Origin of the sequence: Shewanella sp. ECSMB14101, from assembly GCF_000773485.1 — a bacterium.
GTDB classification, from domain to species: domain Bacteria; phylum Pseudomonadota; class Gammaproteobacteria; order Enterobacterales; family Shewanellaceae; genus Shewanella; species Shewanella marisflavi.
On the sequence record NZ_JSFF01000016.1, the window covers coordinates 37,903 to 62,433 of the forward strand.

Consider the following 24,531-nt stretch of genomic DNA (forward strand, 5'->3'; position numbering starts at 1 on the left):
TAGCGTTAAGGTATAGATTGATGAGTAGTCACCAAGACCCGGTCGTACTAGGCAAATTAGGCGCTAGTCACGGCATTAAAGGTTGGTTGAAGATCACTAGCTATACCGATTCTGTCGAAGATATTTTTGACTATTCTCCTTGGTTGATTAAAGAGCAAGGTGAATGGCGCGAAGTCAAGGTTGAACAGTGGCGCTACCAAGGCAAGGCGATTATCGCCGTGTTAGAAGGTGTTACCACTCGAGACCAAGCGCAAATGCTCACTAACTGTGAGATTGCCATTCCCGCCGAGGCGATGAAAGAACTGCCAGAAGACGAGTTCTACTGGCGTGACCTTATCGGCTGTGACGTGGTGAATACGAAAGGCTATAACATGGGCAAGGTCGACCAGATCGTGGAAACAGGATCGAACGACGTGCTACTTGTGAAGGCCAACGCGAAAGATGGCTTTGGCAAAACGGAACGTATGATTCCTTTTGTTACCGAGCAGTTCATCCTTGAGGTGAACCTAACGGAAAAACAAATTTTGGTGGATTGGGATCCGGACTTCTAAGTCGAGGGACAACAGATGTGGTTAGGGGTAGTAACCCTGTTTCCAGAGATGTTTCGTGCCGTAACAGACTTTGGTGTAACGGGTCGGGCCGTAAGTAACGGTTTGTTAGAGTTGCAGACGTGGAATCCTCGAGATTTCACCCATGATAAACATAGAACAGTGGACGACAGGCCTTATGGCGGCGGACCTGGCATGTTGATGATGGTGCAGCCTCTACGCGATGCCATCCACGCTGCTAAAGCGGCGGCGGGTAACAAGGCAAAGGTGATTTATCTTTCTCCTCAGGGACGCAAACTGACTCAGCAGGGCGTCGAAGAGTTAGCTAAATCGGAGCGTTTGATTCTAGTGTGTGGTCGCTACGAAGGTATCGATGAACGCATTATACAAACGGAAGTGGATGAAGAGTGGTCGATAGGGGATTACGTGCTTTCGGGCGGTGAACTCCCAGCGATGACCCTGATTGATTCGGTATCACGCTTGGTTCCAGGGGTTCTTGGAAAACAGGCATCGGCAGAGCAGGATTCCTTCTCTGACGGATTACTGGATTGCCCCCACTATACTCGCCCCGAAAGCCTTGATGGTATCGATGTACCGGCAGTATTACTTAGTGGCAACCACGAACATATTAGACGCTGGCGTTTGCAGCAGAGTCTCGGAAGAACTTTGTTACGACGACCAGAATTATTTGAAAATCTAGCTCTGACTGACGAACAAACCAAGCTATTAGCCGAGTTTGTTAATACCGCCCAAGCAGGCGAGTAAAAGTGGTCAGTTATTACTAGTATGGAGTTTATTCATGAATAACATCATTAAAATGCTCAACGATGAGCAAATGAAGCAAGACGTACCAGAATTTGGTGCAGGTGACACAGTAGTTGTAAAAGTACGTGTTGTTGAAGGCGGTAAAGAGCGTCTACAGGCGTTTGAAGGCGTTGTTATCGCTAAGCGTAACCGTGGTCTGCACTCTGCATTCACTGTACGTAAGATCTCTAATGGCGAAGGTGTTGAGCGTGCGTTCCAGACTCACAGCCCACTCATCTCTAGCATCGAAGTTAAGCGTCGCGGCCGTGTTCGTCGTGCTAAGCTTTACTACCTACGTGAGCGTTCAGGTAAGTCTGCACGTATCCGCGAGAAGCTTGCTAAGTAAGCACTCGTTAAAACGTAAAATAAGATGCAGTGTTCGCACAATGACCCGCCTAAATGGCGGGTTTTTGTTTTCTAGTAGTTTTCTAGTATTAGGCACCAAGTTCCTACTCCCTCATTTTCAGTGACAGTTAAAACCTATCTCCCAGCGTTTATGTAACCTCATATTGGTTTTGATCGTGAATTATGTTTGAAAAGCTAATTTCTGCTTGATTTAAATTTGGTCAACAGGCATAGTTACTCCATTGGTGTAATGGTGCAGCATTACAATATTACAAGTTGGTATGAGAAGAGACGTTAGGTTGGTGACAGGTATGCAGCAAGATACGATTAATAATGTTCACATCAGTTCAGAAAAAGTGCTGGTGACCCCGGAAGAGTTAAAGCAACAACTGCCCCTGTCGAATGCTGCCTATAATTACGTGCTTAATGCACGCAAAACGGTATCGGACATAGTGCACAAGCGTGATAACCGTGTATTGGTGGTGAGTGGACCTTGCTCTATTCACGATATCGCTTCGGCCAAAGAGTATGCGCTGCGACTAAAGACGTTACACGATGAACTTAAAGATGAGTTTTACATCCTGATGCGTGTCTACTTCGAGAAACCACGTACTACCGTGGGCTGGAAGGGGATGATCAATGACCCGGATATGGATGAATCTTTCGATGTCGAGAAAGGCTTACGCCAGGCTCGTGAGCTGATGATTTGGTTAGCAGAACTTGGGCTGCCATTGGCCACCGAGGCACTTGATCCTATCAGCCCACAGTACATCTCTGAGCTAGTGACCTGGTCGGCCATTGGGGCGAGAACCACAGAGTCACAGACTCACAGAGAGATGGCCTCAGGCCTCTCCATGCCTGTGGGCTTTAAAAATGGCACTGACGGTAAGTTAGGTGTGGCAATCAACGCGCTGCAATCGGCGGCCAGCAGTCATAGATTTATGGGGATTAACCAGGCAGGGCAGGTCGCACTACTGCAAACTGCGGGTAATCCTGATGGGCATGTGATCTTACGCGGTGGTAAGACACCTAACTATGACGCCAAAAGTGTGGCCGAGAGTGAGCAGCAGTTACATGCGGCTAATCTCAATGCCAGATTGATAGTGGACTGCAGTCACGGTAACTCGAGTAAAGATCACACCAAGCAGCCCATGGTCTGCCAAGATGTGTTCGATCAGATCGCCAATGGTAACAAGTCGATTATCGGTGTCATGTTAGAGAGCCATTTAAATGGTGGTAATCAGAGTTGTGATAAGCCGATGAGTGAGCTGGCCTATGGGGTGTCGGTCACCGATGCCTGCATTGACTGGCAGACTACCGAACAGCTTTTACGTCAGGGCGCAGCGCAATTAGCATCGGTTTTACCCAACAGATTTGATATGCTCAAGGCGGTCAATGCTTGATGGAACACGCGCAAATGAGTGAGAAAACCACCCAAGAACTGGAAAAATTGAGAGAACATATCGACAGCGTCGATCAACAGCTGTTGCATCTGCTGCGTAAGCGTCTGGATCTGGTCGCCCAAGTGGGCGGCGTCAAGCATGCCGCCGGTGTGCCTATCTATGCGCCGCAGCGAGAGGCTTCCATGTTGGCCAAGCGTCGGGAAGAGGCGGCTAAGATGAATGTCTCGCCCCAGCTAATCGAAGATATTTTGCGCCGTTTGATGCGTGAGTCTTATCTCAACGAGAAAGATGTCGGTTTCAAACAGGTGAAGACAGATCTTGGCCATGTGGTGATCGTCGGTGGTGAGGGCAAGTTGGGCGGTCTGTTTGCGCAGATGCTGAGTTTGTCTGGCTACCAGGTGAAGTCACTTGATAAAGATGACTGGCAGCAGGCCGAGGCCATATTCGATGGGGCTGGGTTAGTGATAGTCACCGTGCCCATCAGTATCACCTGTGAGTTGATCCGTGACAAGTTAACCCGTTTACCAAGTCATTGTATCTTGGCCGATCTGACATCGGTCAAAGAGAAGCCGCTTGAGGCGATGCTCGCCAGCCATCCTGGCCCTGTTGTGGGGCTGCACCCCATGTTTGGTCCAGATGTGGGCAGCTTGGCAAAGCAAGTGGTAGTAGTGTGTCACGGACGTGGTCGCGAGCAATATGAGTGGTTGCTGGAGCAGATAGGTATATGGGGCGCGCGGCTGGTTGAGGCCGATGCCCAGCAGCATGATAAGGCGATGCAGTTAGTGCAGGCGATGCGTCATTTCTCCTCTTTCGTTTATGGTTTGAATCTATACCGAGAGGCGGCCGATATCGACAATCTGTTGCAGTTTAGCTCGCCGATTTACCGGCTCGAACTGGCCATGGTGGGGCGCCTTTTTGCCCAGAGTCCTGAGCTTTATGCCGACATTATTTTCGCTCAGCAGGAGAGCCTAACGGCCATTGGGGATTACCTGGACAACTATGCTCAGGCACTCGAACTCTTGAAACGTGGTGACAGGCAGGGCTTTATCCGCGAGTTTGAAGAAGTCGCCGCCTGGTTTGGGGATTTCGCGCCGCAATTCCAGCGTGAGAGTCGAGCCATGCTGCAATCAGTCAACGATATGAAGACTGGCTAACCCTTATTAGCGATCAAACCTCCCTATGGGCGCCCAAGTGACTTTCACTAATGGCGCCATTTTTTTATGGGGAGATATCGAAGCAAGTAACTGTTTTAAAATTTCTTTACTCTTTAATTTGACGGTTTAGATTCGAAAATACTAATTTGATCCGCTTCATAGTTTCTCACATTGCTATCAAGATTCACTTTTGTCGTTGAAGCTACCACAGTAGACTGCTACAAAACATGCAAAAAAAAGGCATGATTAAATAAAGGAGCAGTATTGTGTTTTGTATTCAGTGTGAGCAAACGATTCGAACCCCTGCCGGTAATGGTTGTAGTTATTCTCAAGGTATGTGTGGCAAGCTGGCCGCGACCTCAGATCTGCAAGATCTACTCATTTATATTCTGCAAGGCGTGTCTGCCTATGCTGAGAAAGCCCGTGAATTTGGCATTATTGACGAGGCTATCGACACCTTCGTTCCCAAGGCATTCTTCGCGACCCTGACCAATGTTAACTTTGATGATGCGCGTATCATAGCCTATACCCAGCAGGCATATGCCTATCGCACCCAACTGCAAACGGCCTATGAGACAGCGTGTAAGGCACAAGGTAAGACAGTTGAGACGCTTATCCCAGCAGCAAGTTTAGTACTTGCCAGTGTTAAGGAAGAGATGTTGGCGCAAGCGGCTCAGGCACTGCCTAATCGCGGTAAAGATCAGGTCGATGAAGATATTATGGGGCTACGTTTACTGTGTCTCTATGGTCTTAAAGGCGCGGCCGCTTATATGGAGCATGCCCGCGTACTGGAGCAGACAGATAGTGATGTGGCAGCTAAGTTTCACCAGATCATGGCCTTCTTAGGTTCTGATTCTGTCGATGCCGACAAGTTGTTTGCTACTGCCATGGAGATTGGTCAGCTTAACTATCGGGTTATGGCGATGCTTGATGAAGGCGAGACCCAGGCCTTTGGACACCCTGAGCCGACTCAGGTCAATACGGTTGCGGTGAAGGGCAAGGCGATTTTAGTGTCGGGCCATGACATGAAAGATCTAGAGCTTATCTTGCAACAAACCCAAGGTAAGGGCATTAACGTCTTCACCCATGGTGAAATGCTGCCAGCGTTGGCCTATCCAGAATTGAAAAAGTATCCACACCTGGTCGGCAACTACGGCAGTGCGTGGCAAAACCAACAGAAAGAGTTCGCCAACTTCCCTGGTGCGGTGGTGATGACCTCTAACTGTATTATCGATCCTAATGTGGGCGACTACGCCGACCGTATCTTTACCCGTAGCATAGTGGGTTGGCCGGGCGTGACCCATATCGTGGGGGATGACTTCTCTGCGGTGATCGATAAGGCCTTATCCCTTGAGGGCTTTGCCTATGATGAGATCCCCCATCACATCACCATAGGTTTTGCCCGCAATGCGTTAATGGCCGCCGCGCCTGCCGTTGTCGAAAATGTTAAAAACGGTTCGATTAAGCACTTCTTCCTGGTTGGCGGTTGTGACGGTGACAAGGCTGAACGTAGCTACTTTACTGATATTGCCAAGGCTGCGCCTCAGGACTCTATCATCATGACCTTAGGTTGCGGTAAGTATAAGTTCAATAAGCTTTCCTTTGGCGATATCAATGGTATTCCGCGTCTGCTGGATATCGGTCAGTGTAACGATGCTTACTCTGCCATTCAGCTGGCGATCGCTTTGTCAGAGGTATTTGAGTGTGAGATCAATGAGCTGCCACTGAGCCTGGTACTCTCTTGGTTTGAACAGAAGGCTATTGTCATCTTGTTGACCTTGTTGTCTCTGGGTGTGAAGAACATTCGCACTGGCCCAAGTGCACCGGCTTTCTTAACGCCGAATCTGCTAAAGGTGTTAGAAGATAAGTTCGGTTTGCGCAGCACTACAACGGTTGAACAAGACCTCAATGCCATTTTGAACGTTGCGTAAAAAATGCCTCTAAACGCCCGCGCTAATGTCGTGGGCGTTTCTTTTGTTCGGTAAGTCACCCATGAATCAACAAGATTATCTATCTCCCAACTGGCAGCGCGGCGAGGTGAGACTCGTCTGTGTCGAGCGCTGGCAGGAAACCCATGATGTCACCAGCTTTCGCTTTCAGGGGACTCAGCGGGTAAAGTTTCATTTTAAGCCTGGCCAGTTTATTACCTTCATGCTGGACATAGATGGTGAGCGTGTTGCGCGCAGTTATACCATTTCTTCGTCGCCATCGCGTCCCTATTCGCTGGTCGTGACCATTAAGCGGATCTCCGGTGGGCGCGTCTCTAATTATCTTATCGATAATTTGAAAGTGGGTCACAGCGTTAATGTGACCGGCCCAGATGGCGCTTTTAACCTTATCGATATATCTGCCAGCCGCTATTTATTTTTGAGTGCAGGCAGCGGTATCACGCCCATGTATTCCATGTCGCGCTGGTTAACCGATACTCAGATTGGTAGCGACATCGCCTTTGTGCACAGTGCTAAATCAGTCAAAGATCTTATTTTCCATGACGAGCTAGCGACGATGGCCGAGCGTCATCATGCCATGGACCTCTTCTATGCTATAGAGTCTGGAGAGCGGCTTGAAGCGTTCGCGAGCGTTGAGGGTAGGTTAACTTTAGCGGCCTTGTCAGAGGCAGTACCCGACTATCTTGAGCGTACTGTATTTGTGTGTGGGCCTGCGCCTTACATGCAAGTCGTGAAGACTATGCTGCATGATGCGGGTTTCGATATGAGTCGTTACCATGAGGAGAGTTTTGGTGCACCAGCGGCCTCGGCTGAGATAAGCGCTCAAGACGGGACGGATTTTACTCTACAAATAGGTGATGTAACCGCTGGCCTAAATGAGGGGCAGACGATACTAGAGGGGATTGAAGCTAAGGGATTACCTATTATTGCCGCCTGTCGATCCGGTGTCTGTGGCGCGTGCAAGTGTCAGGTATTAAGCGGTGAGACAGAATCCAGCAGTGAAATGACGCTAACACCCATGGAGATAGAGCAAGGTTTCGTATTGGCTTGTTCGACGCGGTTGAAATCGGATGTAACTCTGTCGCTTTAATCAAATCAGCTCGCAAATTTGCGCTATGGGCAATGACACAGTATGGTTAATAATGAAGGCACGGTATTGCGTCTTTCTACCATTAGTTTAACCCCTATTGATTGCTTGGAGCTGCCCTTATGGTATCGACTACGTCACAGCCTGTCGTCTTGGACGACCATAGCCTTGGGCATCTGCTCTATGCTTTGATGTCGGCATTCCCTTTGTTGCTGCTACCACCGCTGTTTGCGTTATTGATCAGCCTTGGGCAGAAGAGCGATAAGATGAGCAGTTTGCTCTATTCTCACATTCGATGGCAGCGTTGGTCTATCGTGTCGCTAATGTCGATGTTGCTACTGGCTTATCTGGTGCCCCAGGGCTGGTTGACGATCAGCCTTTCTTTATTGGCACTCCTGTGGTTTTGTCATCGCACCATTAAGGGCTGGATGAGCCTGCTCGATGGTCATGCGATTTAGCGCAGTTTAATTAAAAAAGAGGACCTAAGGTCCTCTTTTTTGTGGGCGATAGATGATTAGTCACCCCGATAAAGACGGCTTAGGATCTCGCTATGGGTTTGCAGTTGCTGCGCCAGCAGAGCGTCACTAATCCCAAGTATAAGACCATCGGCCTTTAGTGCTCTTGCTGCGCTCGCCTGACTCGCCAGTTCATCATCTACGCAAGCGTAGCGAGTGTTGATTAGGACAGGCAGATGCGTGTTGTGTTTAAGGCTGATCAATCCTGAAAAATCTAACGTCGGTCGCTGCTCGTTAAAGGTGCGAATGCCGGCTTCACTAAGTACCAGCTGCTGATTACCCGCCGCCAATATGGTTTCGGCCGCATCGAGCCATTCATCCAGGCTTGCCATGGTATTGCGCTCTAAGATCACCGGAATATGCAGGGCGCCAACGCGCTCTAAAAGGTGCTTGTTGTGCATCTGCTTACCGCTGATCATCAAGAGGTCGGCATAGTCACAGGCTAGTGCTAGCTCGGTCTCGTATTCGATGGCAATAATACAGGCGAGATCGAATTGATTGAGGGCTCTTCTCATTTCACTCAGTTGCTGTTTGGCATCTGGGCTGGTGTTGAACTCGCTAACTGTGACCGCTTGAAACCCTGCTTCTTTAATCTGTTTGGCCACTTGACTGAACTGACTGGGATCTATGCCTAGGGCGAGCTGGGCAATGGCGCCAAATTGACCATCTCCAATGTGCAGCTGGCCTGTGACGACTTGGGTTGCCTGTGGATGTTGCGAGAGCTCATGGCGTTTATGTCCGGTATCCGAGCTTTCTTTGGCCTGCTGGGCCTCTCGGCTAGTAGTAGGCTCTATCGCCAGCTGGCTATTACTTAGCTGAGTTGGATTTACGGTTTCACAGGGGTAACACCCGAGGACTTTGATGAAGCGAGTAATGCGCTCGAGCTCTTTCAATGCCTGTTGCATCTCTTTGCTGGCCAGATTGGCATCGAGATCCAGATAGAACATCTCTTCCCACGGCGTACCCGGGATCGGCCGGGATTCAAGCTTGCTCATGTTGAGGTTATGGGCTTTTAACACCAAGAGTGCTTCCACCAGAGCGCCTGGCTTCTGGCCGGTAGCCATGATCAGCGTAGTCTTGGCTGGCAGTTGTTCGGGCACGGCGATGGCTTTGCGGGCTACCACGATAAAACGGCTCTGGTTGATCTTTTGATTGGCCAGCTCACGTTCAATGGCCTCGAGTTGATACAAGGCTCCCCCTTCGGCACTGCCGATCGCGGCGACACTGTCATCATTAGCTTCGAGCACTCGCTCCATGGCTTCGGCGCTGCTGGAGCAATACTCTAATTTGAATTCAGGGTGCTGACTTAAGTAGCGGCTGCATTGGCTGATAGGTTGGGGGTGGGCATAGATGGTTTTTATCTGTTTTGAGTTGCTGCCAGGTTTGGCTAGCAGGCAATGACCAACTTCAATGGTGGTTTCGCCAACGATGGCCAGGCTGGTGTGTTGTAGCACATCATAGACTTCATTGATTGAGCCTGAGGAGGTATTTTCTATCGGTAAAAATCCATAATCGGCGTGGCCTGATTCCACTGCCTGGACAATTTCATCGAAGCTCTTACAGCCGAGATCTTGCATGCCAACCTGTCTTCGCTCGCAGTAACGGGTGGCGGCAAGGTAGGAGTAGGAGCCTCGCGCGCCCAAGTAAGCGATGTTGTATTGCTGTTTCTGAAAGTCTGGATTGGCTCGGCCTTGCAGATAGGCCTGCTGGTTTAATACAGAATCTTCAATGATGTTCTGATAGAGAGATAATACATAGTGAGCGTCTAAACCTTGCTCGCGTCCTTGTTTTACCAGGCGTGCCAGCAACTCTTTTTCTCTTTGAGTATCGCGAATGGGGCGAATATCGACCTCTTTGCTGCGAGCAACATCTAAGCTTAGTGCCCTTCGTTTGGACAATAGTGCCAGCAGTTCATTGTCGAGCGCGGTGATCTGTTCCCGTGTGTGGCTAAGGGGCTGTGGTTTGGTCATGCTGTCCTCTGTCGTTGAACGCTTCTTGCTGTATTCATCAAATAAAAAAGCCTCCCATAAAGGGAGGCTTTGGAATTCTTACTTTCGTTTTTACACCGAAATTCCGCCTCCCTAGAAGGGTGGAATAAAAAAGAAAGTAAAAAAAGCGTTAGTGATCGTTTTCATAGTCATCAAATTAAATCTTGCTCCCAGACCTGTCAATCAAAAAAAGGACAAAGTGAGAATTTATCCTTTTCGTCGCTTGGCATATTGTCTCGGGTCTGAGAGGTTGGGCGCTTGTAATAGAAAGCGCACCTAAATAAGGTGCGCCGAGAGAGTAAAAGATCTGAATCTAAAATGGGTCATCCTCCTTTTCTGTCAGCCTGCAGTTATAAATAAGCTGCGGCAAGTGATAAGGAAGAGGCAGCGGGCTAATCGACTTGCGGTGATCCAATGGCCTGTTAACGTCTATTACGTTGGTTTGCCTTTATTGGCTTTCAGGCTGCCTCAGTTACGGAAAAAGAACTCAATGTTAAAATGGGATTGCGCTCCTCTTTATCTGCTCAGGATGGCTGTTTGTTAATTGGTTTTAGCAAGGCGATCCTTTTGACCTTCAGGGGACGACTAGTTTGGCGCTATGCCTGTTTCCTATTGCGGGCTTATCAAAAGCCTTAGGTTGTGTGAGTCGTCAGTAAAAATCAAAGCTAACGGTATAACGTTTCGTTCTAGATTGATTTGACCTTTTACTCCTGTGTTGTTTTTATTTTGACGTCTAAAAACAGGACTTATTGTAAGTATAACAAGGGCGGACAACATAGCTAGTTTGTTAGCTTAATTCCACTGCCTTATTTATGGCATCTGTGGCTTACTGATTGTGCGTCCCCGTTACCCTTTGCCTGACTATAGACCTCTAGATTGGTGGCGATTCACCAAAGTCGGGTAAGTGGCTTTTGTGCCTGTTCGTTGGCGTTCGTTCCTCGGTATCTTACCTGAGGCGATGATTCGCCACTTACCGTTAAATAAAACTGTTAAGCTGCGTAGTCCTTATCTAAAGTCTCTTCATACTCATCGTCGATGTCGACGCTATCAGGTGTTGGCTCCATCACCGGAGCGGTATAGCGTGCTCCTTCTGGTTTGTGGCTTAGGCGATTTAGCTGTTTCTCCAATTTTTGACCCATTGCATTAATTGCTGCATAGAGATCTTTGTCTTTCGCCTGAGCAAATAAGGTGTTACTTGGTATACCGACTGAAGCTTCTATTTTAAACCCTTGCTTCTCTTGACCTATGATTACATGTGGATTGATGAGCTGCACATCGTGTCTGCTCAATTTCTCTAAACGGCTCTCGATACGTTCACGGATAGGTGCTGTGACTTCGAAATCTTTACTTGTAATCTTTATCATATGTCGAACCTTTCGTTGTTTCCTTGACTTCAGATTACCAATTCACCCCCTTTAAAACGTGATCTAGATCAACTTTTTGAGGCCTGTTATATCCGTTCGTTGGTTATTTGAGCCCTTAGACAAAATTGCAAAATAAACATTAGGATTGGCTTGTATTTCTCAATTTTAGTGGGCATATTTGACTGGATAACACTGCTTACATAAATCTATTTGCCTCCCCACCACGCTTCAAATATCATCGATTTCATTATTTTCTAACGTGATGAGTAATCGGATGTCCTCAGAAAAACACGCTATAGAATCCAAAGTTAAAATTAAGGTGTGGGATCTGCCTACTCGCCTGTTTCATTGGTTGATGATCTGCTTGTTAGCGGCTTTATGGTGGAGCGCAGATGTGGGAGAGATGCAGTGGCACCAGGTATTTGCCTATAGCCTGCTTGTCCTGATTGTATTTCGTGTACTTTGGGGGCTTATAGGCAGTGAGACCTCGCGCTTTAGCCATTTTGTTAAACCGCCTTCTCAGGTGCTGGCCTATGTTAAGCAGCCCGAAAAGCACAGTATTGGTCACAATCCTCTCGGTGGCTATATGGTGGTTGCCATGATCTTGGTGCTGGTTGTGCAACTGACTACCGGACTGTTTTCGACCGATGAGATCTTTACCGAAGGCCCCTTGTACACTTATGTCAGCAGCGAAGTGGCCAGTAGTTTGACCTGGCTACATAAGCAAAATTTCAATTTACTCTTGCTTCTCGCACTATTGCATATTCTTGCAGTGGTCTGGCACGGCATTAAGGGAGATAAATTGGTTGGTGCGATGATAACTGGCTATAAGCGTGTGAGTCGTGATCATGTTACTCAGTTTGAGTTTCGCTCTAGCCTGGTGGCGTTAACCTTAGTAGGGGTCTTGGCGGGATTGGTGGTGAACTATTTAATTTGGCCTATTGCAGCCATGTTATAAGGCTCATTTGAGATAGAAGATGGGGAGCTTAACTGGCTCCCCTTTTTCATTCGTCTTTTATTAATCTTTCTTGTAGACGTCGTGGCAACCTTTACAGCTTTTTCCTGTGTTCATAAAGGCTTGTTTTATAGCGTTTTGATCATCAGATTGCGCGGCAACGGCGAGCTTGGCTGCATTATCTTGAAATGCGCTCATCTTGCTATCAAAGTCTGCTTTATCGCTCCAAATCTTTGCTAGAGCACCAGTGTCTCCCTTGTCAGAACCGGCGACAAATCCCTCTGCAGGGAGTTTGCTCAAGGCGGCAACATTTTGTGCGCGCATGGCAAAGACTTCGGCATCGAAAGGCTTTTTGCCTTTTAACATGGCACCCATGTCGCCAAAGTTGTGAGCGATTAGGCCAAACGCAGATTGACGGTAGTGAATGGCATCGTCAGTCTCTTTAAAATTATTGGCTTGTACCGCTGAAGCAAGTAGGGCACTACCTGCTATGGCTAGCAGGCTAAGTTTGAGCTGTTTTTTCATGGCGTTCATTCTCACTACTTTGTTGGTTTATGTGATCTTGCGCAAGCATTCTAATCTTATTTAACTATCAGATACTATAGATTTTTCTCTAATATGCTCATCAAAATGTTGCCGAATGTGTCTAACTCCTATACGGCTCGCTAAATGCTTGCGAATCCTTCATAGCCAGAGTAGGTCAATTCTTGGTACACTTTCGTGTAATGGTAAACAAGTACAGTTTAGGGGGCTATGTGCGCGCTAGTTGGGATCTGGTATTAGAGAAGGTGATTAATCATCAAGATCATGAAGCCTTGATCGATCTGTTTGAGCTGCTATTAACCGAAGAAGAGCGCAGTGCCATTGCTGGACGTTTGAAGGTATTTCAGGCTTTGCTTATCGGCGAGATGAGTCAGCGACAGATTGCCGCTGAGTTTGAAATCAGTATTGCGACCATTACTCGCTGCTCGAATTACTTAAAGCATATGCCTGAGCCCCAACGCGATAGAATTAAGGCGTTGATCCTCTAGCTATATGACTCTAATAGCCTGTGGCAGCTGGTGTTTGCGATAGTGGCTTCGTTGAGCTAGGCGAAATAGTGAGTAACAGCCTAACGCTCCGGCAAGCAGTAACAAGGTGTTAGAAGAAGCATGGCGAAAGACAAATATTGCCGCCAGCAGATAGCCATAGGGCAGCAGATTATAGAGGGCATCTGGCCAAAGACCACTCTTGCGGCGTTTAGGATTGTCGCTACGACGATTCTGTGAGCGCAGATTAAATATGTGGGCGCCGAGCATGAATACCAATATAGCTAAGAGCTTCGGGGTGGTGCCATCGCTCAGTAGTATGGTTGCAGTGCCGATGGTCAGATACAGGGTAGGGAGTTTTTCATAAACTGGCTTAGCTAACATTATCGATATCCTTATCGTATACAGGCTTCAATCACTTTCCTTTGCAGCATAAAGTAAAAAAGCTGGCATCACCTAGTAAAAGGTGGCCAGCTTTGTTCATATTACTACCTGAGTTTGACTCTCTGGAGGCAATGTAACGCTTTAGGTTAAGAGATTGAGCAGTTAGTGGCGACAGCCACATCCACCGTTACCGTCACAGCCTTCTTTGGCTGGTTTTTCAGTATCTTCGCTGCAGCAACCGCCATGGCTATGGCTTTCGCCGCCACAACAACCACCTTCGTGGCTATGCTCGTGTCCACCGCAGCCGCCTGCAGCATGGATATGACCGTGGGCAATCTCTTCTTCGCTTGCTTCACGAACAGATAATACTTCAACACTGAAGTTGAGCGTTTGGCCCGCCAGTGGATGGTTGCCGTCAACGACAACCACATCATCTTTCACTTCGGTGACTTGTACTGGACGCTGACCCATTTCTGTTTCGGCAATAAAGCGCATGCCAGGAACGATATCTTCGATATCACCAAAGGCCGCTAAAGGAACGTCTTGGCGTAAACCATCGTGATAAGGACCGTAAGCTTCTTCTGCTTCAACGGTGACTTCGAGTTTGTCGCCAACACTTTTGCCTTCGAGCGCTTTTTCCAGGCCGGGGATCATGTTTTCCGCACCATGAAGATATAGCATTGGCTCACCTTCAAAAGAACTCTCGATCAATTCGCCTTGTTGATTCGTTAAGCTGTAATGGATGCTAACAGCTGTGTGTTGGGTGATTATCATATCGCCTCCAATTCAGAATGTGGCGGCATTTTAGCTTGGTTTTCCTCACTTGGCGATGACCTAACACTGCTTCTTAGAGGTAAATCGATAAATTTTTGATCTGATAGATGCAGCGTGGGAGGTAGAGTTCGGCTACCTCAACCTATTTTTGTATTTTTATTCACTATGGGTGAAAAAATATTGTTGTTTAGAGGAGTGGGTTTAACGCCCTTCTATAGTGGTTTTTGAGGCTTTTAATTGATTTATCAGCTTAACCTTATTTTTAGAGCGATTGGGCTTGAGGTGTTTTTATTTTATTGTTTTTAAATGAAAATTCTTGATGTTTGATTGAGCTGTGTCTTCTGTGGGATAGCGTGGGTAGCGCTTTGTCTATGGTTTAGATGTCGTGGGGTATAGGTTTTTGCGCTCTTGGCTGCCATGCTTGTTGAAACTGTATTTTTATAAAGTTTCGTTTCAGGGGTTGACACCTGAGGGCAAAAAAGGCAATTCTGTAACGACATGACGCAAACTCATTGAATGTGACCGAATAGAATTTATATGTTTAGCCTAAACCGAGTAGTAACCACCATTATTACCACCACCACGATTACCAGCGTGGGGGCCGGCTAAGCATACTCGAAAGAAACGATTTGAAATGACTAAGCCCGCTCCCCATCAAGGAGCGGGTTTTTTTGTTTCTGGGGTGCGGTACTAAGGAGAGAATATGAAGGTAATGAAGTTTGGCGGTACCTCGCTGGCCAATTGGCAGAGGTTTAACAGTGCGGCGCAGATCGTATTGGCCTCGGCCAGTGAACAACCTACGGCAGTGGTGTTAAGTGCTCCAGCAACAGTGACTAACGGTTTGTTGGAAATGGTGGATCTGGCGGTGGCAGGGGATGATTTCTCTTCGGTCTTGGGTCAGGTACATGGGGTGTTTAAGACCTTATATGGTCAGGCTGCGCTTGAATCCTTAAGTGCCGAACAAACCGCTGGACTCGAAGAGGTTTTGGCCGGTCAGCTTAAACACTGGCAAGATAAGCTTCAAGGTGTGGTATTACTGGGTGAGTGTCCCGATTTTGTTCGCGCCGAAATCGTGGTGGGTGGCGAGCGTCTCTCTGCCGCCCTGATGGAACAGCTGATGCTTGCTCAAGGTGTATCGGCCAACCAGTTGGTACCACAGCAGTTATTTGTAGCTAACGGCCCTGCGCTGGAATCGGTGGTCGATATCGGCTGGAGCAAACAGCGCTTTGCCCAGCTTTCTCTCGATGCTCACCAAGTCTGGGTCATGCCTGGTTTTACCGCTGGCGATAAAAATGGTCGTATCGTGACCTTAGGTCGTAATGGTTCAGACTATTCCGCTGCCGTCTTGTCTGCGTGTATCGATGCCAGTTGCTGTGAGATCTGGACTGACGTGGATGGCGTGTATAACACTGACCCGCGCGTGGTTGCCGATGCTAAGCTGCTAACTCAGCTCAGTTATCAAGAGGCGATGGAGTTATCCTATTTTGGGGCCAAGGTGTTACATCCAAAAACCATCGCCCCTATCGCTCAATATCATATCCCTTGCTATATACGTAATAGTTTCAATCCTCAGGCCCCTGGCACTTTAGTCTCTAATCAAGCCGATGAAACCGGCCTGAACGTCAAGGCGATCTCCAACCTTGACGATCAAACCATGTTTGATATTGCAGGCCCAGGCATGAAGGGGATGGTGGGTATGGCGAGCCGCACATTGGGCGCCATCTCTCGCTCCGGGGTGTCAGTATCTTTGATCACTCAGAGTTCATCCGAATACAGCATCAGCTTCTGTGTGGCGACACAAGATGCCGAGCGGGTGCGTTTGGCACTTGAGCAGGAGTTTGAGCTGGAGCTTAAGAGTGAAATCCTCGAAGAGATCGCCATGCGTCATCATCTGGCTATCGTTTCTTTGATAGGCGACGGTATGCGCACCCACAAAGGCGTTGCGGGTAAGTTTTTCCAGGCGTTGGCGCAGGCCAATGTCAACATAGTGGCCATTGCCCAGGGATCTTCTGAGCGTTCTATTTCGGCGGTAATTGAGCTGCGTAAGACCAAGCATGCCATCGCCGCTTGTCATCAGAGTTTCTTCGATGTGCAGCATTATCTGGACGTCTTCCTGGTAGGTTGCGGCAATGTCGGTGCTGGTCTGCTTGAGCAGGTTAAGCAGCAATCTGAAATGCTTAAGGCGCAGCATATTACGGTGCGCGTCTGTGGCGTCGCCAACTCGCGTAACATGCTGCTCGATGCCAAGGGGATAGACCTTAATCATTGGCAAGGCTTGCTAAGTGACAGTCAAGAAGCGTGCGATCTGGATAAGATGCTCGCTTGGGCCAAAGATCAACAGCTACTTAATCCTGTGCTGGTGGATTGCACCTCTAGCGAAGCCGTGTCGGACCAATATGTTGCAGTAATGAATGCCGGACTGCATGTGGTCACACCTAATAAGAAGGCCAATACCCGTGATTTTGACTACTACCGGGCACTCAGACAGACGGCGCTGCATCAGCGTCGCCAGTTCCTCTATGAGACGACTGTCGGTGCCGGTTTGCCAGTTATCGACAACCTTAAAAAATTGCTGTTTGCCGGTGATAAGCTGCAGAAATTCAATGGCATACTCTCTGGTTCGCTGTCATATATCTTCGGTATGCTCGATGAGGGGATGAGCCTGTCTGAGGCGACACGTATCGCACGCGAAAAGTGCTTTACCGAGCCAGATCCTCGAGACGATCTAAGCGGCATGGACGTGGCGCGAAAGGTGCTGATCCTTGCCCGTGAAGTTGGCATGCAGATAGAGCTGAGTGATATCGAGGTTGAGTCAGTGTTGCCAAGTCACTTTGATGCCTCTGGTGATGTCGAAACCTTTATGGCGAATCTGAGTAGCTTAGATGACGAGCTGGCCCAGCGCGTTGCTAGCGCTAAGGCGGAGGGCAAGGTGCTGCGTTATGTCGGTCAAATTGATGAGGTTGGCTGCCGGGTGAAGATCGCCGAGGTCGATGCCAATGATCCGCTTTACAGCGTTAAAGGTGGGGAGAATGCGCTGGCCTTCTACAGCCGTTACTATCAACCGATCCCATTTGTGCTGCGTGGTTATGGCGCGGGTACCGAAGTCACGGCGGCAGGTGTGTTTGCCGATCTATTGAGAACCCTTAACTGGACGCGGGAGATGGGCGTATGAGTTTAACGGTTTATGCGCCGGCCTCTATGGGCAACGTCGGAGTCGGATTTGACCTGCTTGGCGCCGCCTTGGCGCCTGTTGATGGTAGCTTGCTAGGAGACCGTGTCGCCATTTCATCTGCGCCCCACGGAGTGTCTTTGACCTTAGCGGGTCACTGGGCCGATAAACTGCCTGCGGCCAGCGAAGAGAATATTGTTTTCCAATGTGCGACCTTTTTTCTTGAGCAGCTCGGCAACGATTCGGGCGTCGCCATGACGTTAGAGAAAAACCTGCCGGTGGGCAGTGGTCTTGGCTCGAGTGCCAGTTCAGTGGTGGCCGCCCTGTACGCCCTAAACGAGCACTTTGACCGTCCCTATGACAGTGATGCTCTGCTAAGGCTGATGGGGGAGTTTGAGGGCAAGATCAGCGGCTCGGTTCACTATGATAATGTGGCGCCTTGTTACCTTGGTGGCATGCAGTTGATGCTGGATACCCCAAGTGTCGTGTGTCAGGGACTCCCCGTATTTAAAGACTGGTATTGGGTGGTGGCTTACCCTGGGATCTCCCTCTCTACTGCCAAGATGCGGGCACTGTTGCCGGCGCAATATGATAAATCTGTGGCGATTGATTTTGGTCGTTACCTGAGTGCATTTGTACATGCCAGCTACCGCCAAGATGCCAAGTTGGCCATCGAGGTATTAAAGGATGTATTGGCGGAGCCTTACCGCGCCTCGGAAATTCCCGGCTATGAGGAGGCGCGCGCAGCACTGGCCGAACTGGGTATGGCAACGACAGGTATTTCAGGAAGCGGACCCACGCTCTTTTCGGTTACCGATAACCTGCAAACGGCTCAGCAAGCCAAGGCCTGGCTGGACGCGCATTATGTAACTTCTGGCGCAGGTTTTTCCCATATATGTCAAATCGATATGCTCGGCACGCGCCGCGTAGACGAATCAATTTTAGATCAATAGGCGGATCAAGATGGAACTCTATAACTTAAAACACCCTTCGCAGAAGGTCAGTTTCACCCAGGCAGTTAAATTAGGGCTAGGGAAGGACCGCGGCCTGTTTTTCCCTGCGAGTATCCCAAGATTGGAAGATATCGACGCGCTGCTGGCGATGGATTTTGTCGAGCGCTCTAAGGCGATCCTTGGTGCCTGGCTGGCTGAGGAGCTGGGTCAGGAGATGGTGAATAAGCTGGTGGAACGCGCCTTTAACTTTGCGTTGCCACTGACCAAGGCCGATGACAAGCGCTATTGTCTGGAGTTGTTTCATGGCCCAACCTTGGCCTTTAAGGACTTTGGCGCGCGCTTTATGGCCCAGTGTCTCAATAGTCTGGCACAGGACGATAAGCTCACCATATTGACCGCCACCTCCGGTGACACGGGCGCCGCAGTGGCCGATGCCTTTTATGGATTGGATAAGGTACAGGTAGTGGTGCTCTATCCAAAGGGCAAGATCAGCCTGTTGCAGGAGAAGATGTTTACCACTCTGGGTGACAATATTCATACCGTGGCGGTACAGGCCGATTTTGATGCCTGTCAGGAGATGGTTAAAGCTGCCTTTGAAGATAGCGATGTGCGTGATGGCTTGCACCTTAACTCAGCCAATTCAATTAATATCAGTCGTTTATTGGCGCAGATCTGTTACTACTTTGAGGCGGTCGCCCAATTTAAGCAGAGCAATCAAGGTGATCCCGTAATCGCTGTGCCCAGTGGTAACTTCGGTAACCTCACGGCGGGCCTATTTGCCAAGGCGATGGGGTTGCCGGTGAAGCGTTTCGTTGCAGCCACCAATAGTAATGATACTGTGCCACGTTATTTGGCCGAGGGGGAATGGTCGCCTAAGGCGACAGTGGCGACCCTATCAAACGCCATGGATGTGGCTGAGCCAAGCAACTGGCCTAGAGTCGAGGCCATTATGCAGGTGATGAACTGGCCGTTGAGTGAGCTTGTGGGGGTTGGACTGTCTGAGCAAGATACGGTTGAGGCATTGGCTGAACTTCATCAAGGTGGTTATCTATCTGAGCCCCATGCAGCCATTGCGGCTAAAGCCCTCTCTTTAACCCTGTCAGCAGACGAGCAAGGGATCTTCCTCGGTACGGCTCATCCGGCAAAATTTAAAGAGGTTGTCGAAGAGGCGCTGGCAATCACACTTCCTCTGCCACCAGAGTTGCAGGCGGTGAAGGATAAGCCGATCTTGTCGGCAGAGCTCCCCGCAGACTTCGCTAAGCTTAAGGCGCATCTGTTTGAGGTGTTAGCCTAGTCGGTACTAGTGATAAAGGGGTGAGATAGGTCGTTGAGTAGCCGAGTCTTTTCCCTTATTGAAAACTTAGCAGTGTATCAAACCAAGGCCTAGTGCCTTGGTTTTTCTTTTTCAGTTCTGGGCCTGCTTTAGCCGAGGTGGGTAGTCAATTGGAAAGTGCTAATAAGATAGGTAACACTAAGGTCGCCTGTCGTTTGCCTAAATGGTTATTTATTTCATCTTTTGGTCAGTCAGTCTGAGATACTAAATGTAACAATCGGCCTATATCAGGCGTGATAGCCGTCACAATCAAAGAGATGTAAATAACTTATCTCTCAGCCCTTTTTCATAAAGTTGAGTCATAAGGTGTTGCCTTTTAGATTGATGTTACTTGCCCTGGTGGGCCTATCGGCCTGTGCATCGAACGAACCTGTATTGCAATCGCGTATAAATGAAGCCTATGACTGTGAGGTGACTCATTGTGATAGTTTCGCGATGGTGACGGGCATGGGAGCTGGCAATGCGCCGCTTAGGGCGGCGAAAGAGAGCGCTAAAACGCAGGGCGAGTCGCTGCAAGGCACCCATATTGTTTGGCTACAGGAAGACCAATTTGATCATGGCAATCGCGCTAGGGTGATTGCCATAGTGTACAAATGCTTACAATAACTTGGCCTGACTTCGTAGCCAGTTGATCTCCTGGGGCCAGATCTCCGGCTCTATGGTTTCCAATATGAGTGGAATGTGGCGAGTGGCCGGGTGCTGCATGATGAAGCTAAAGGCTTGCATGCCTATATAACCGGCGCCGAGTGAGTGGTGCCTGTCGACTCGACTGTTAAGCGGTGTCTTGCTGTCGTTCAGATGCATCGCCTTAAGATAGCGGTTACCCACTATGGCGTCGAACTGCTTGAAGCTCTCTTCGCAGGCGGCTTGGGTGGTTAGATCATAGCCTGCGGCAAACATGTGGCAGGTGTCGATACAAACGCCCACACGGGATTTATCTTCCACCTTATCGATGATCTGCGCCAATTGCTCAAAGCTATGGCCCAGATTTGACCCTTGACCAGCGGTATTCTCAATGATGGCACTTACGCCTTGGGTTTTGTCCAGTGCCAGGTTTATCGACTCACTGATCCGAGCGAGACAATCATCTATCCCTATCTTGTTGAGATGGCTGCCAGGATGAAAGTTAAGCAGCTTAAGCCCCATCTGCTCACAGCGCTGCATCTCATCTAAAAAGGCTTCTCTTGAGCGCTGCAGTTGGGCCTCATCAGGGTGGCCTAAGTTAATCAGGTAACTGTCATGGGGCAGTATGGCTTCGGGTTTGATATTGGCCTGTTGGCAGTTGGTTGTAAAGTCACGGATCTGTTCCTGGCTTAGAGGAGCCGCCTGCCAACGTCTTTGGTTTTTAGTAAACAGAGCAAAGGCGTTGGCCCCGATCTTCTGTGCGTTTAGTGGTGCATTGGCGATACCGCCGGCGGCGCTAACATGGGCACCAACCCAATGGCTTTCTGACATGTTTCCCTCATGGATATCGAACAAGTTCATAAATTGTTTAAGATTTTTAAGCGATTTTCCGGGGCTGGACTATGCTCAATAAATGGGAATTTTCCCCTAAACCATCAATAGTATTATCGGAATGGACTCTATCGTGTTTAAGGCTCTCTCTCAATCTGAATTTATGGACTTTGGCCCGGCGCTGATTGCTGAGCTGGGAAAGTTACAAGGGCAGTTTATTCGTGGCGACGATGTGCTATTGCCTTTGTGCCGTATCTTAGCCGAAAGTAGTGGCGCTGAGTCTGTGATGATCTTGTCTCGGCGCTTGCTGGATAGTGACGAGATGCCCGCCAATGTGACCTGTTGGTGCCGCGACTCTATTCGTTATATCACCCTTTGGCGACAGGTAAAGGATTGGCCTTTTCTTGATGAACATATGGGCGCGCATCAATGGCAGAGCTTTACCGTATGGCCTGTCGAAGGGCTTGACGTCAATATCTTCTTCTACCGGCCAGCGAGGGGCTGGCTCTCATTTCTCACCTCTTATCAGCCTTTTATTGCCGACAGTATCAGCGGCATGTTGCAGCAACAGAGTCAGGATTGGTTACAGAGCCGCAATGCGCAGATCATTAAGTCAATCGATACCCAGATGTATCAATCTATCGTCAGCAATAGTGAAGATATGATAGTGGTGGCGTCGCGCCAGAAAGGCATGGCGCCCGTTGTTATGTATGCCAATGCGGCGGCCACGGCGATCAGTCAGTATCCCCGAAGTCAGCTGATTGGTAAGTCTATTGAGCTTTTCTTCGGCGATGATGAAAAGGCGCAAGAGCTGCTTGAGGCGATTGAGTTGAGGCGGGAGTTTGCGGGTGAGCTGGAGTGTGCGACAGCGACAGGGGAAAAGGTAATTTTACATACCCATCTGATCGCCCTTAACGAACCATTTGAAGATGGTAGTCTGTTTACCTTGGTTGGCCGCGATATTACCCAGCAAAAGCTATTACAAAATACCATGGCACGGTCCCAAAAGATGCAGGCCATGGGGCAGTTGGTAGGTGGTGTCGCCCATGATTTCAATAATATCTTAGGTGTGCTGAAAGGCAATTTAGAGCTAATGGAATTAAAGGGCAAGGATGATTCCATTGGCCGTTATTTGGCCACGGCGCTAAAGGCTTGCCAGCGCGGTACGGATCTTACTCGGCGTTTGCTGCAATTTTCCAGACAGGAACAGTTTAGCGCCCAGCCTCTGCAGGTGAATGAGGTGATTGAGGGGCTTGAGGAGCTGCTGGGTAAGTCGTTAACCACTCAGGTTGAACTGTGCGTCAAGATGGCGGATCAAATGCGTGATATCTGCGTCGATCGTGGCGATCTTGAAGATGCGTTGATCAATCTGGTCCTTAATGCCAAGGATGCCATGAATGGCGAGGGACTAATCACTATAGAGACCGGCGAGCAGTATTTGTCGGGCTATCTGCCTGGAGTGGGAAATACCGTCAGTACAGAAAGTCGGGACTATGTGTGGGTGTCGGTGATCGATCAGGGCAGCGGTATCGCCCATCACGTGCTGGATAAGATTTTTGAACCCTTTTTTACCACCAAGGATAAGAGTAAGGGCACGGGGCTTGGCCTTTCTATGGTGTATGGGTTTGTTAAACGCTCTAACGGTTACATGAGCATTATACGAACTGGCCCCGAGGGCACAGAGATCCGTCTCTGGTTTCCCGCTATTAAGCCTGTGGCTCGCTCGGTTGAGCGAGAGCGCAGCTCGCTGGACTATCCTCAAGTGACGCAGCCTGTCAGGGTATTGATTGTTGATGATGAGCCAGATCTGCTCGAGGTGCTTTGTGACTATTGTCAGATGATGGGGATGGAGGTGTTGGCCTATACCGATCCCTTGTTAGTAAAAGAGCAATACAAAGAGGGGATAGACAATATCGATTTAATCATCTCGGATCTGCTGATGCCCGGCGGGATCAACGGTTATGAGCTGGTGACAGACTTAAACAAGCACAAGACCATCCCTGTGTTGTTGATTTCTGGCTATGTGGGGGAGGTGGGGATCAGCAGCCGAGAAGATTTACCTTTTCAAGTGTTACAAAAACCCTTTGATCTTCGCGCTTTCGTGAGGGGACTTGAAGGGGTTGGAATTGAGTTCGTTCAAGGAGATTTAAGATGACCAACATGGAGATCTGGGTAGTCGATGATGACAGGGATTACTGTGAGTTAATCGTCGAAATGTTGCAGGATGATTTCAAGGTGCGGCCTTTTTATGGTGCTGGCGAGTTTCGCGCCGCGCTGCAAGCGCAAACACCCGATATGCTCTTGATGGACATTAATCTGCCCGACACCGATGGTATTACCCTTTGCAGCGAATTGCTGGCTTCTAACCAGGATGTGGCAGTGTTGTTTGTTTCTGGGATGAATACGCTGGAAGAGCGCTTAAAGGCCTATGAAGTTAATGCGGTTGATTTTATCGCTAAGCCGTTTGAGCTTAAAGAGTTACTTGCCAAGGTACATAGCGTCGCGAATTATCAACTTAAACAGCGAGAGTTGATCAAGGCGGAATCTGTCTCTCGTAATATGGCGTTTCAGTCTATGACTGAGTCATCTCAGTATGGCAGCGTGCTGCAGTTTTTCCGCCAATGTTTTCTGTGTAACGACCACCAGTCATTGGCTGATGCCTTTTTTGATTTGATGGCGCAGCTAAATCTCAATACCTGCTTGGAGATCCGCGGCGAATGTGTCGAGTATTTTGCGCCTAAACATGCGGCTATTAGTCCAATTGAATCAAATATTCTTGAGCTGCTGGATAAGCATGGCCGTTTGTTTGATTTTGGTTGTCGCACTATATGTAACGACAAACATGTCTCTTTTTTGATTAAAAACATGCCGATTAAAGATGAAGTCATGTACGGCCGGTTACGTGACATCATCGCGGTCGTGGTCGAAGGCCTTGAGGCAAGAGTCTTAGATATCAATCGGCAGCAGACCTTGAAAAAGGTATTTGTCGATATCGAATCCCTGATTGCGGATATCAATGCGGCGACCTTGGAGCATGATGAGCGATTTAGTTCGGCGCTTATCAACATGAATACCGAGATCCGGGGTAGCTTTCATGTGTTGGATATGACCATAGAGCAGGAAGATTACTTTACGGGCCTGATTGAGCGTAATTTAAAAGAGGTGAAATCGGCCAGTGTCGCCTTTACACGCCTGCAGTCTTCTCTGGCGAAGGTGATGGATGTTTTAGGAGCAAGTGTTCCTAAGTGACTATTTTATGTTCACTTTACTTGATCTGAGTCACGTCATCATGACGGCTTACATATTAGTGTGAGTAAAAGTTC

At 48.8% G+C, this 24,531-nt stretch carries 22 protein-coding genes and 1 other annotated feature; of the genes, 16 read left to right on the plus strand and 6 right to left on the minus strand.

From position 1 onward, the window contains the following. Positions 1 to 20: 20 nt before the first annotated feature. The 8 genes from rimM to NY07_RS13005 all read left to right on the plus strand — a co-directional run bounded on the left by rimM (position 21) and on the right by NY07_RS13005 (position 7,748). On the plus strand, positions 21 to 551 hold the full coding sequence (gene rimM, locus NY07_RS12970; protein ID WP_033539793.1) for a ribosome maturation factor RimM: 531 nt from the start codon (positions 21 to 23) through the stop codon (positions 549 to 551). A 15-nt stretch (positions 552 to 566) separates the two neighbouring features. Continuing rightward, positions 567 to 1,313, plus strand: a complete 747-nt coding sequence (gene trmD / locus NY07_RS12975; RefSeq protein ID WP_033539794.1) for a tRNA (guanosine(37)-N1)-methyltransferase TrmD — start codon at positions 567 to 569, stop codon at positions 1,311 to 1,313. A gap of 34 nt (positions 1,314 to 1,347) precedes the next feature. Beyond that, a complete protein-coding gene (gene rplS / locus NY07_RS12980) occupies positions 1,348 to 1,698 on the plus strand; it encodes a 50S ribosomal protein L19 (protein WP_011864870.1) in 351 nt (116 codons plus the stop codon). A 310-nt stretch (positions 1,699 to 2,008) separates the two neighbouring features. Next, positions 2,009 to 3,100: a 3-deoxy-7-phosphoheptulonate synthase gene (locus tag NY07_RS12985; protein ID WP_033539795.1), complete on the plus strand. Its 1,092-nt coding sequence runs from the start codon at positions 2,009 to 2,011 to the stop codon at positions 3,098 to 3,100. A gap of 14 nt (positions 3,101 to 3,114) precedes the next feature. Next, entirely contained in the window at positions 3,115 to 4,254 is a 1,140-nt protein-coding gene (tyrA, locus tag NY07_RS12990; protein ID WP_033539860.1) for a bifunctional chorismate mutase/prephenate dehydrogenase, read from the plus strand. Positions 4,255 to 4,520: 266 nt separating this feature from the next. Then, positions 4,521 to 6,185 carry a hydroxylamine reductase gene (hcp, locus tag NY07_RS12995; protein ID WP_033539796.1) on the plus strand — a complete coding sequence of 555 codons (1,665 nt, stop codon included), beginning with the start codon at positions 4,521 to 4,523 and terminating at the stop codon, positions 6,183 to 6,185. 61 nt (positions 6,186 to 6,246) lie between these two features. Further along, positions 6,247 to 7,293 carry a hybrid-cluster NAD(P)-dependent oxidoreductase gene (locus NY07_RS13000; protein WP_033539797.1) on the plus strand — a complete coding sequence of 349 codons (1,047 nt, stop codon included), beginning with the start codon at positions 6,247 to 6,249 and terminating at the stop codon, positions 7,291 to 7,293. Between the two features lie 119 nt (positions 7,294 to 7,412). Further along, positions 7,413 to 7,748 carry a hypothetical protein gene (locus NY07_RS13005; RefSeq protein WP_033539798.1) on the plus strand — a complete coding sequence of 112 codons (336 nt, stop codon included), beginning with the start codon at positions 7,413 to 7,415 and terminating at the stop codon, positions 7,746 to 7,748. Between the two features lie 56 nt (positions 7,749 to 7,804). On the opposite strand, the gene pheA is transcribed toward NY07_RS13005, so the two are convergent. Then, positions 7,805 to 9,775: a prephenate dehydratase gene (gene pheA, locus NY07_RS13010; RefSeq protein ID WP_033539799.1), complete on the minus strand. Its 1,971-nt coding sequence runs from the start codon at positions 9,773 to 9,775 to the stop codon at positions 7,805 to 7,807. 40 nt (positions 9,776 to 9,815) lie between these two features. Then, positions 9,816 to 9,935, minus strand: a sequence feature (Phe leader region). A gap of 847 nt (positions 9,936 to 10,782) precedes the next feature. Continuing rightward, positions 10,783 to 11,157 (minus strand): ribosome hibernation-promoting factor, HPF/YfiA family, encoded by a 375-nt coding sequence (gene hpf / locus NY07_RS13015; protein WP_033539800.1) that lies wholly within the window; start codon positions 11,155 to 11,157, stop codon positions 10,783 to 10,785. A gap of 274 nt (positions 11,158 to 11,431) precedes the next feature. Here hpf and NY07_RS13020 point away from each other — a divergent pair, with 274 nt between their 5' ends. Beyond that, the gene (locus NY07_RS13020) at positions 11,432 to 12,115 is read left to right on the plus strand and encodes a cytochrome b/b6 domain-containing protein (protein WP_033539801.1); all 684 of its coding nucleotides are present in this window, start codon (positions 11,432 to 11,434) and stop codon (positions 12,113 to 12,115) included. Between the two features lie 60 nt (positions 12,116 to 12,175). Here NY07_RS13020 and NY07_RS13025 read toward each other — a convergent pair whose 3' ends face one another. Next, positions 12,176 to 12,637, minus strand: coding sequence for a c-type cytochrome (locus tag NY07_RS13025; protein ID WP_033539861.1), 462 nt, complete (start codon positions 12,635 to 12,637; stop codon positions 12,176 to 12,178). 230 nt (positions 12,638 to 12,867) lie between these two features. Here NY07_RS13025 and trpR point away from each other — a divergent pair, with 230 nt between their 5' ends. Then, entirely contained in the window at positions 12,868 to 13,143 is a 276-nt protein-coding gene (gene trpR / locus NY07_RS13030) for a trp operon repressor (RefSeq protein WP_033539862.1), read from the plus strand. On the opposite strand, the gene NY07_RS13035 is transcribed toward trpR, so the two are convergent. Continuing rightward, positions 13,144 to 13,524, minus strand: coding sequence for a hypothetical protein (locus NY07_RS13035; protein ID WP_033539802.1), 381 nt, complete (start codon positions 13,522 to 13,524; stop codon positions 13,144 to 13,146). Between the two features lie 162 nt (positions 13,525 to 13,686). Next, positions 13,687 to 14,298 carry a peptidylprolyl isomerase gene (gene slyD / locus NY07_RS13040; protein WP_033539803.1) on the minus strand — a complete coding sequence of 204 codons (612 nt, stop codon included), beginning with the start codon at positions 14,296 to 14,298 and terminating at the stop codon, positions 13,687 to 13,689. 703 nt (positions 14,299 to 15,001) lie between these two features. On the opposite strand from slyD, the gene thrA reads away from it, so the two are divergent. From thrA to NY07_RS13060, 4 genes are all read left to right on the plus strand, one after another. Beyond that, positions 15,002 to 17,470, plus strand: a complete 2,469-nt coding sequence (gene thrA, locus NY07_RS13045) for a bifunctional aspartate kinase/homoserine dehydrogenase I (RefSeq protein ID WP_033539804.1) — start codon at positions 15,002 to 15,004, stop codon at positions 17,468 to 17,470. Then, entirely contained in the window at positions 17,467 to 18,420 is a 954-nt protein-coding gene (gene thrB, locus NY07_RS13050; protein ID WP_033539805.1) for a homoserine kinase, read from the plus strand. The genes thrA and thrB overlap by 4 nt, the downstream gene beginning before the upstream one ends. A 10-nt stretch (positions 18,421 to 18,430) precedes the next feature. After that, a complete protein-coding gene (gene thrC, locus NY07_RS13055; protein WP_033539806.1) occupies positions 18,431 to 19,714 on the plus strand; it encodes a threonine synthase in 1,284 nt (427 codons plus the stop codon). Positions 19,715 to 20,077: 363 nt separating this feature from the next. Continuing rightward, positions 20,078 to 20,359: a hypothetical protein gene (locus tag NY07_RS13060; RefSeq protein WP_033539807.1), complete on the plus strand. Its 282-nt coding sequence runs from the start codon at positions 20,078 to 20,080 to the stop codon at positions 20,357 to 20,359. Here the strand turns inward: NY07_RS13060 and nfo are convergent. Beyond that, on the minus strand, positions 20,351 to 21,208 hold the full coding sequence (gene nfo / locus NY07_RS13065; protein WP_033539808.1) for a deoxyribonuclease IV: 858 nt from the start codon (positions 21,206 to 21,208) through the stop codon (positions 20,351 to 20,353). The two genes, NY07_RS13060 and nfo, sit on opposite strands and share 9 nt — an antisense overlap. Before the next feature lie 133 nt (positions 21,209 to 21,341). Between nfo and NY07_RS13070 the strand changes: the two genes are divergently transcribed. Further along, positions 21,342 to 23,363 (plus strand): ATP-binding protein, encoded by a 2,022-nt coding sequence (locus tag NY07_RS13070; RefSeq protein ID WP_235363930.1) that lies wholly within the window; start codon positions 21,342 to 21,344, stop codon positions 23,361 to 23,363. Continuing rightward, a complete protein-coding gene (locus tag NY07_RS13075; RefSeq protein ID WP_033539810.1) occupies positions 23,360 to 24,457 on the plus strand; it encodes a response regulator transcription factor in 1,098 nt (365 codons plus the stop codon). Before NY07_RS13070 ends, NY07_RS13075 begins: the two co-directional genes overlap by 4 nt. The last annotated feature ends 74 nt before the right edge of the window (positions 24,458 to 24,531 follow it).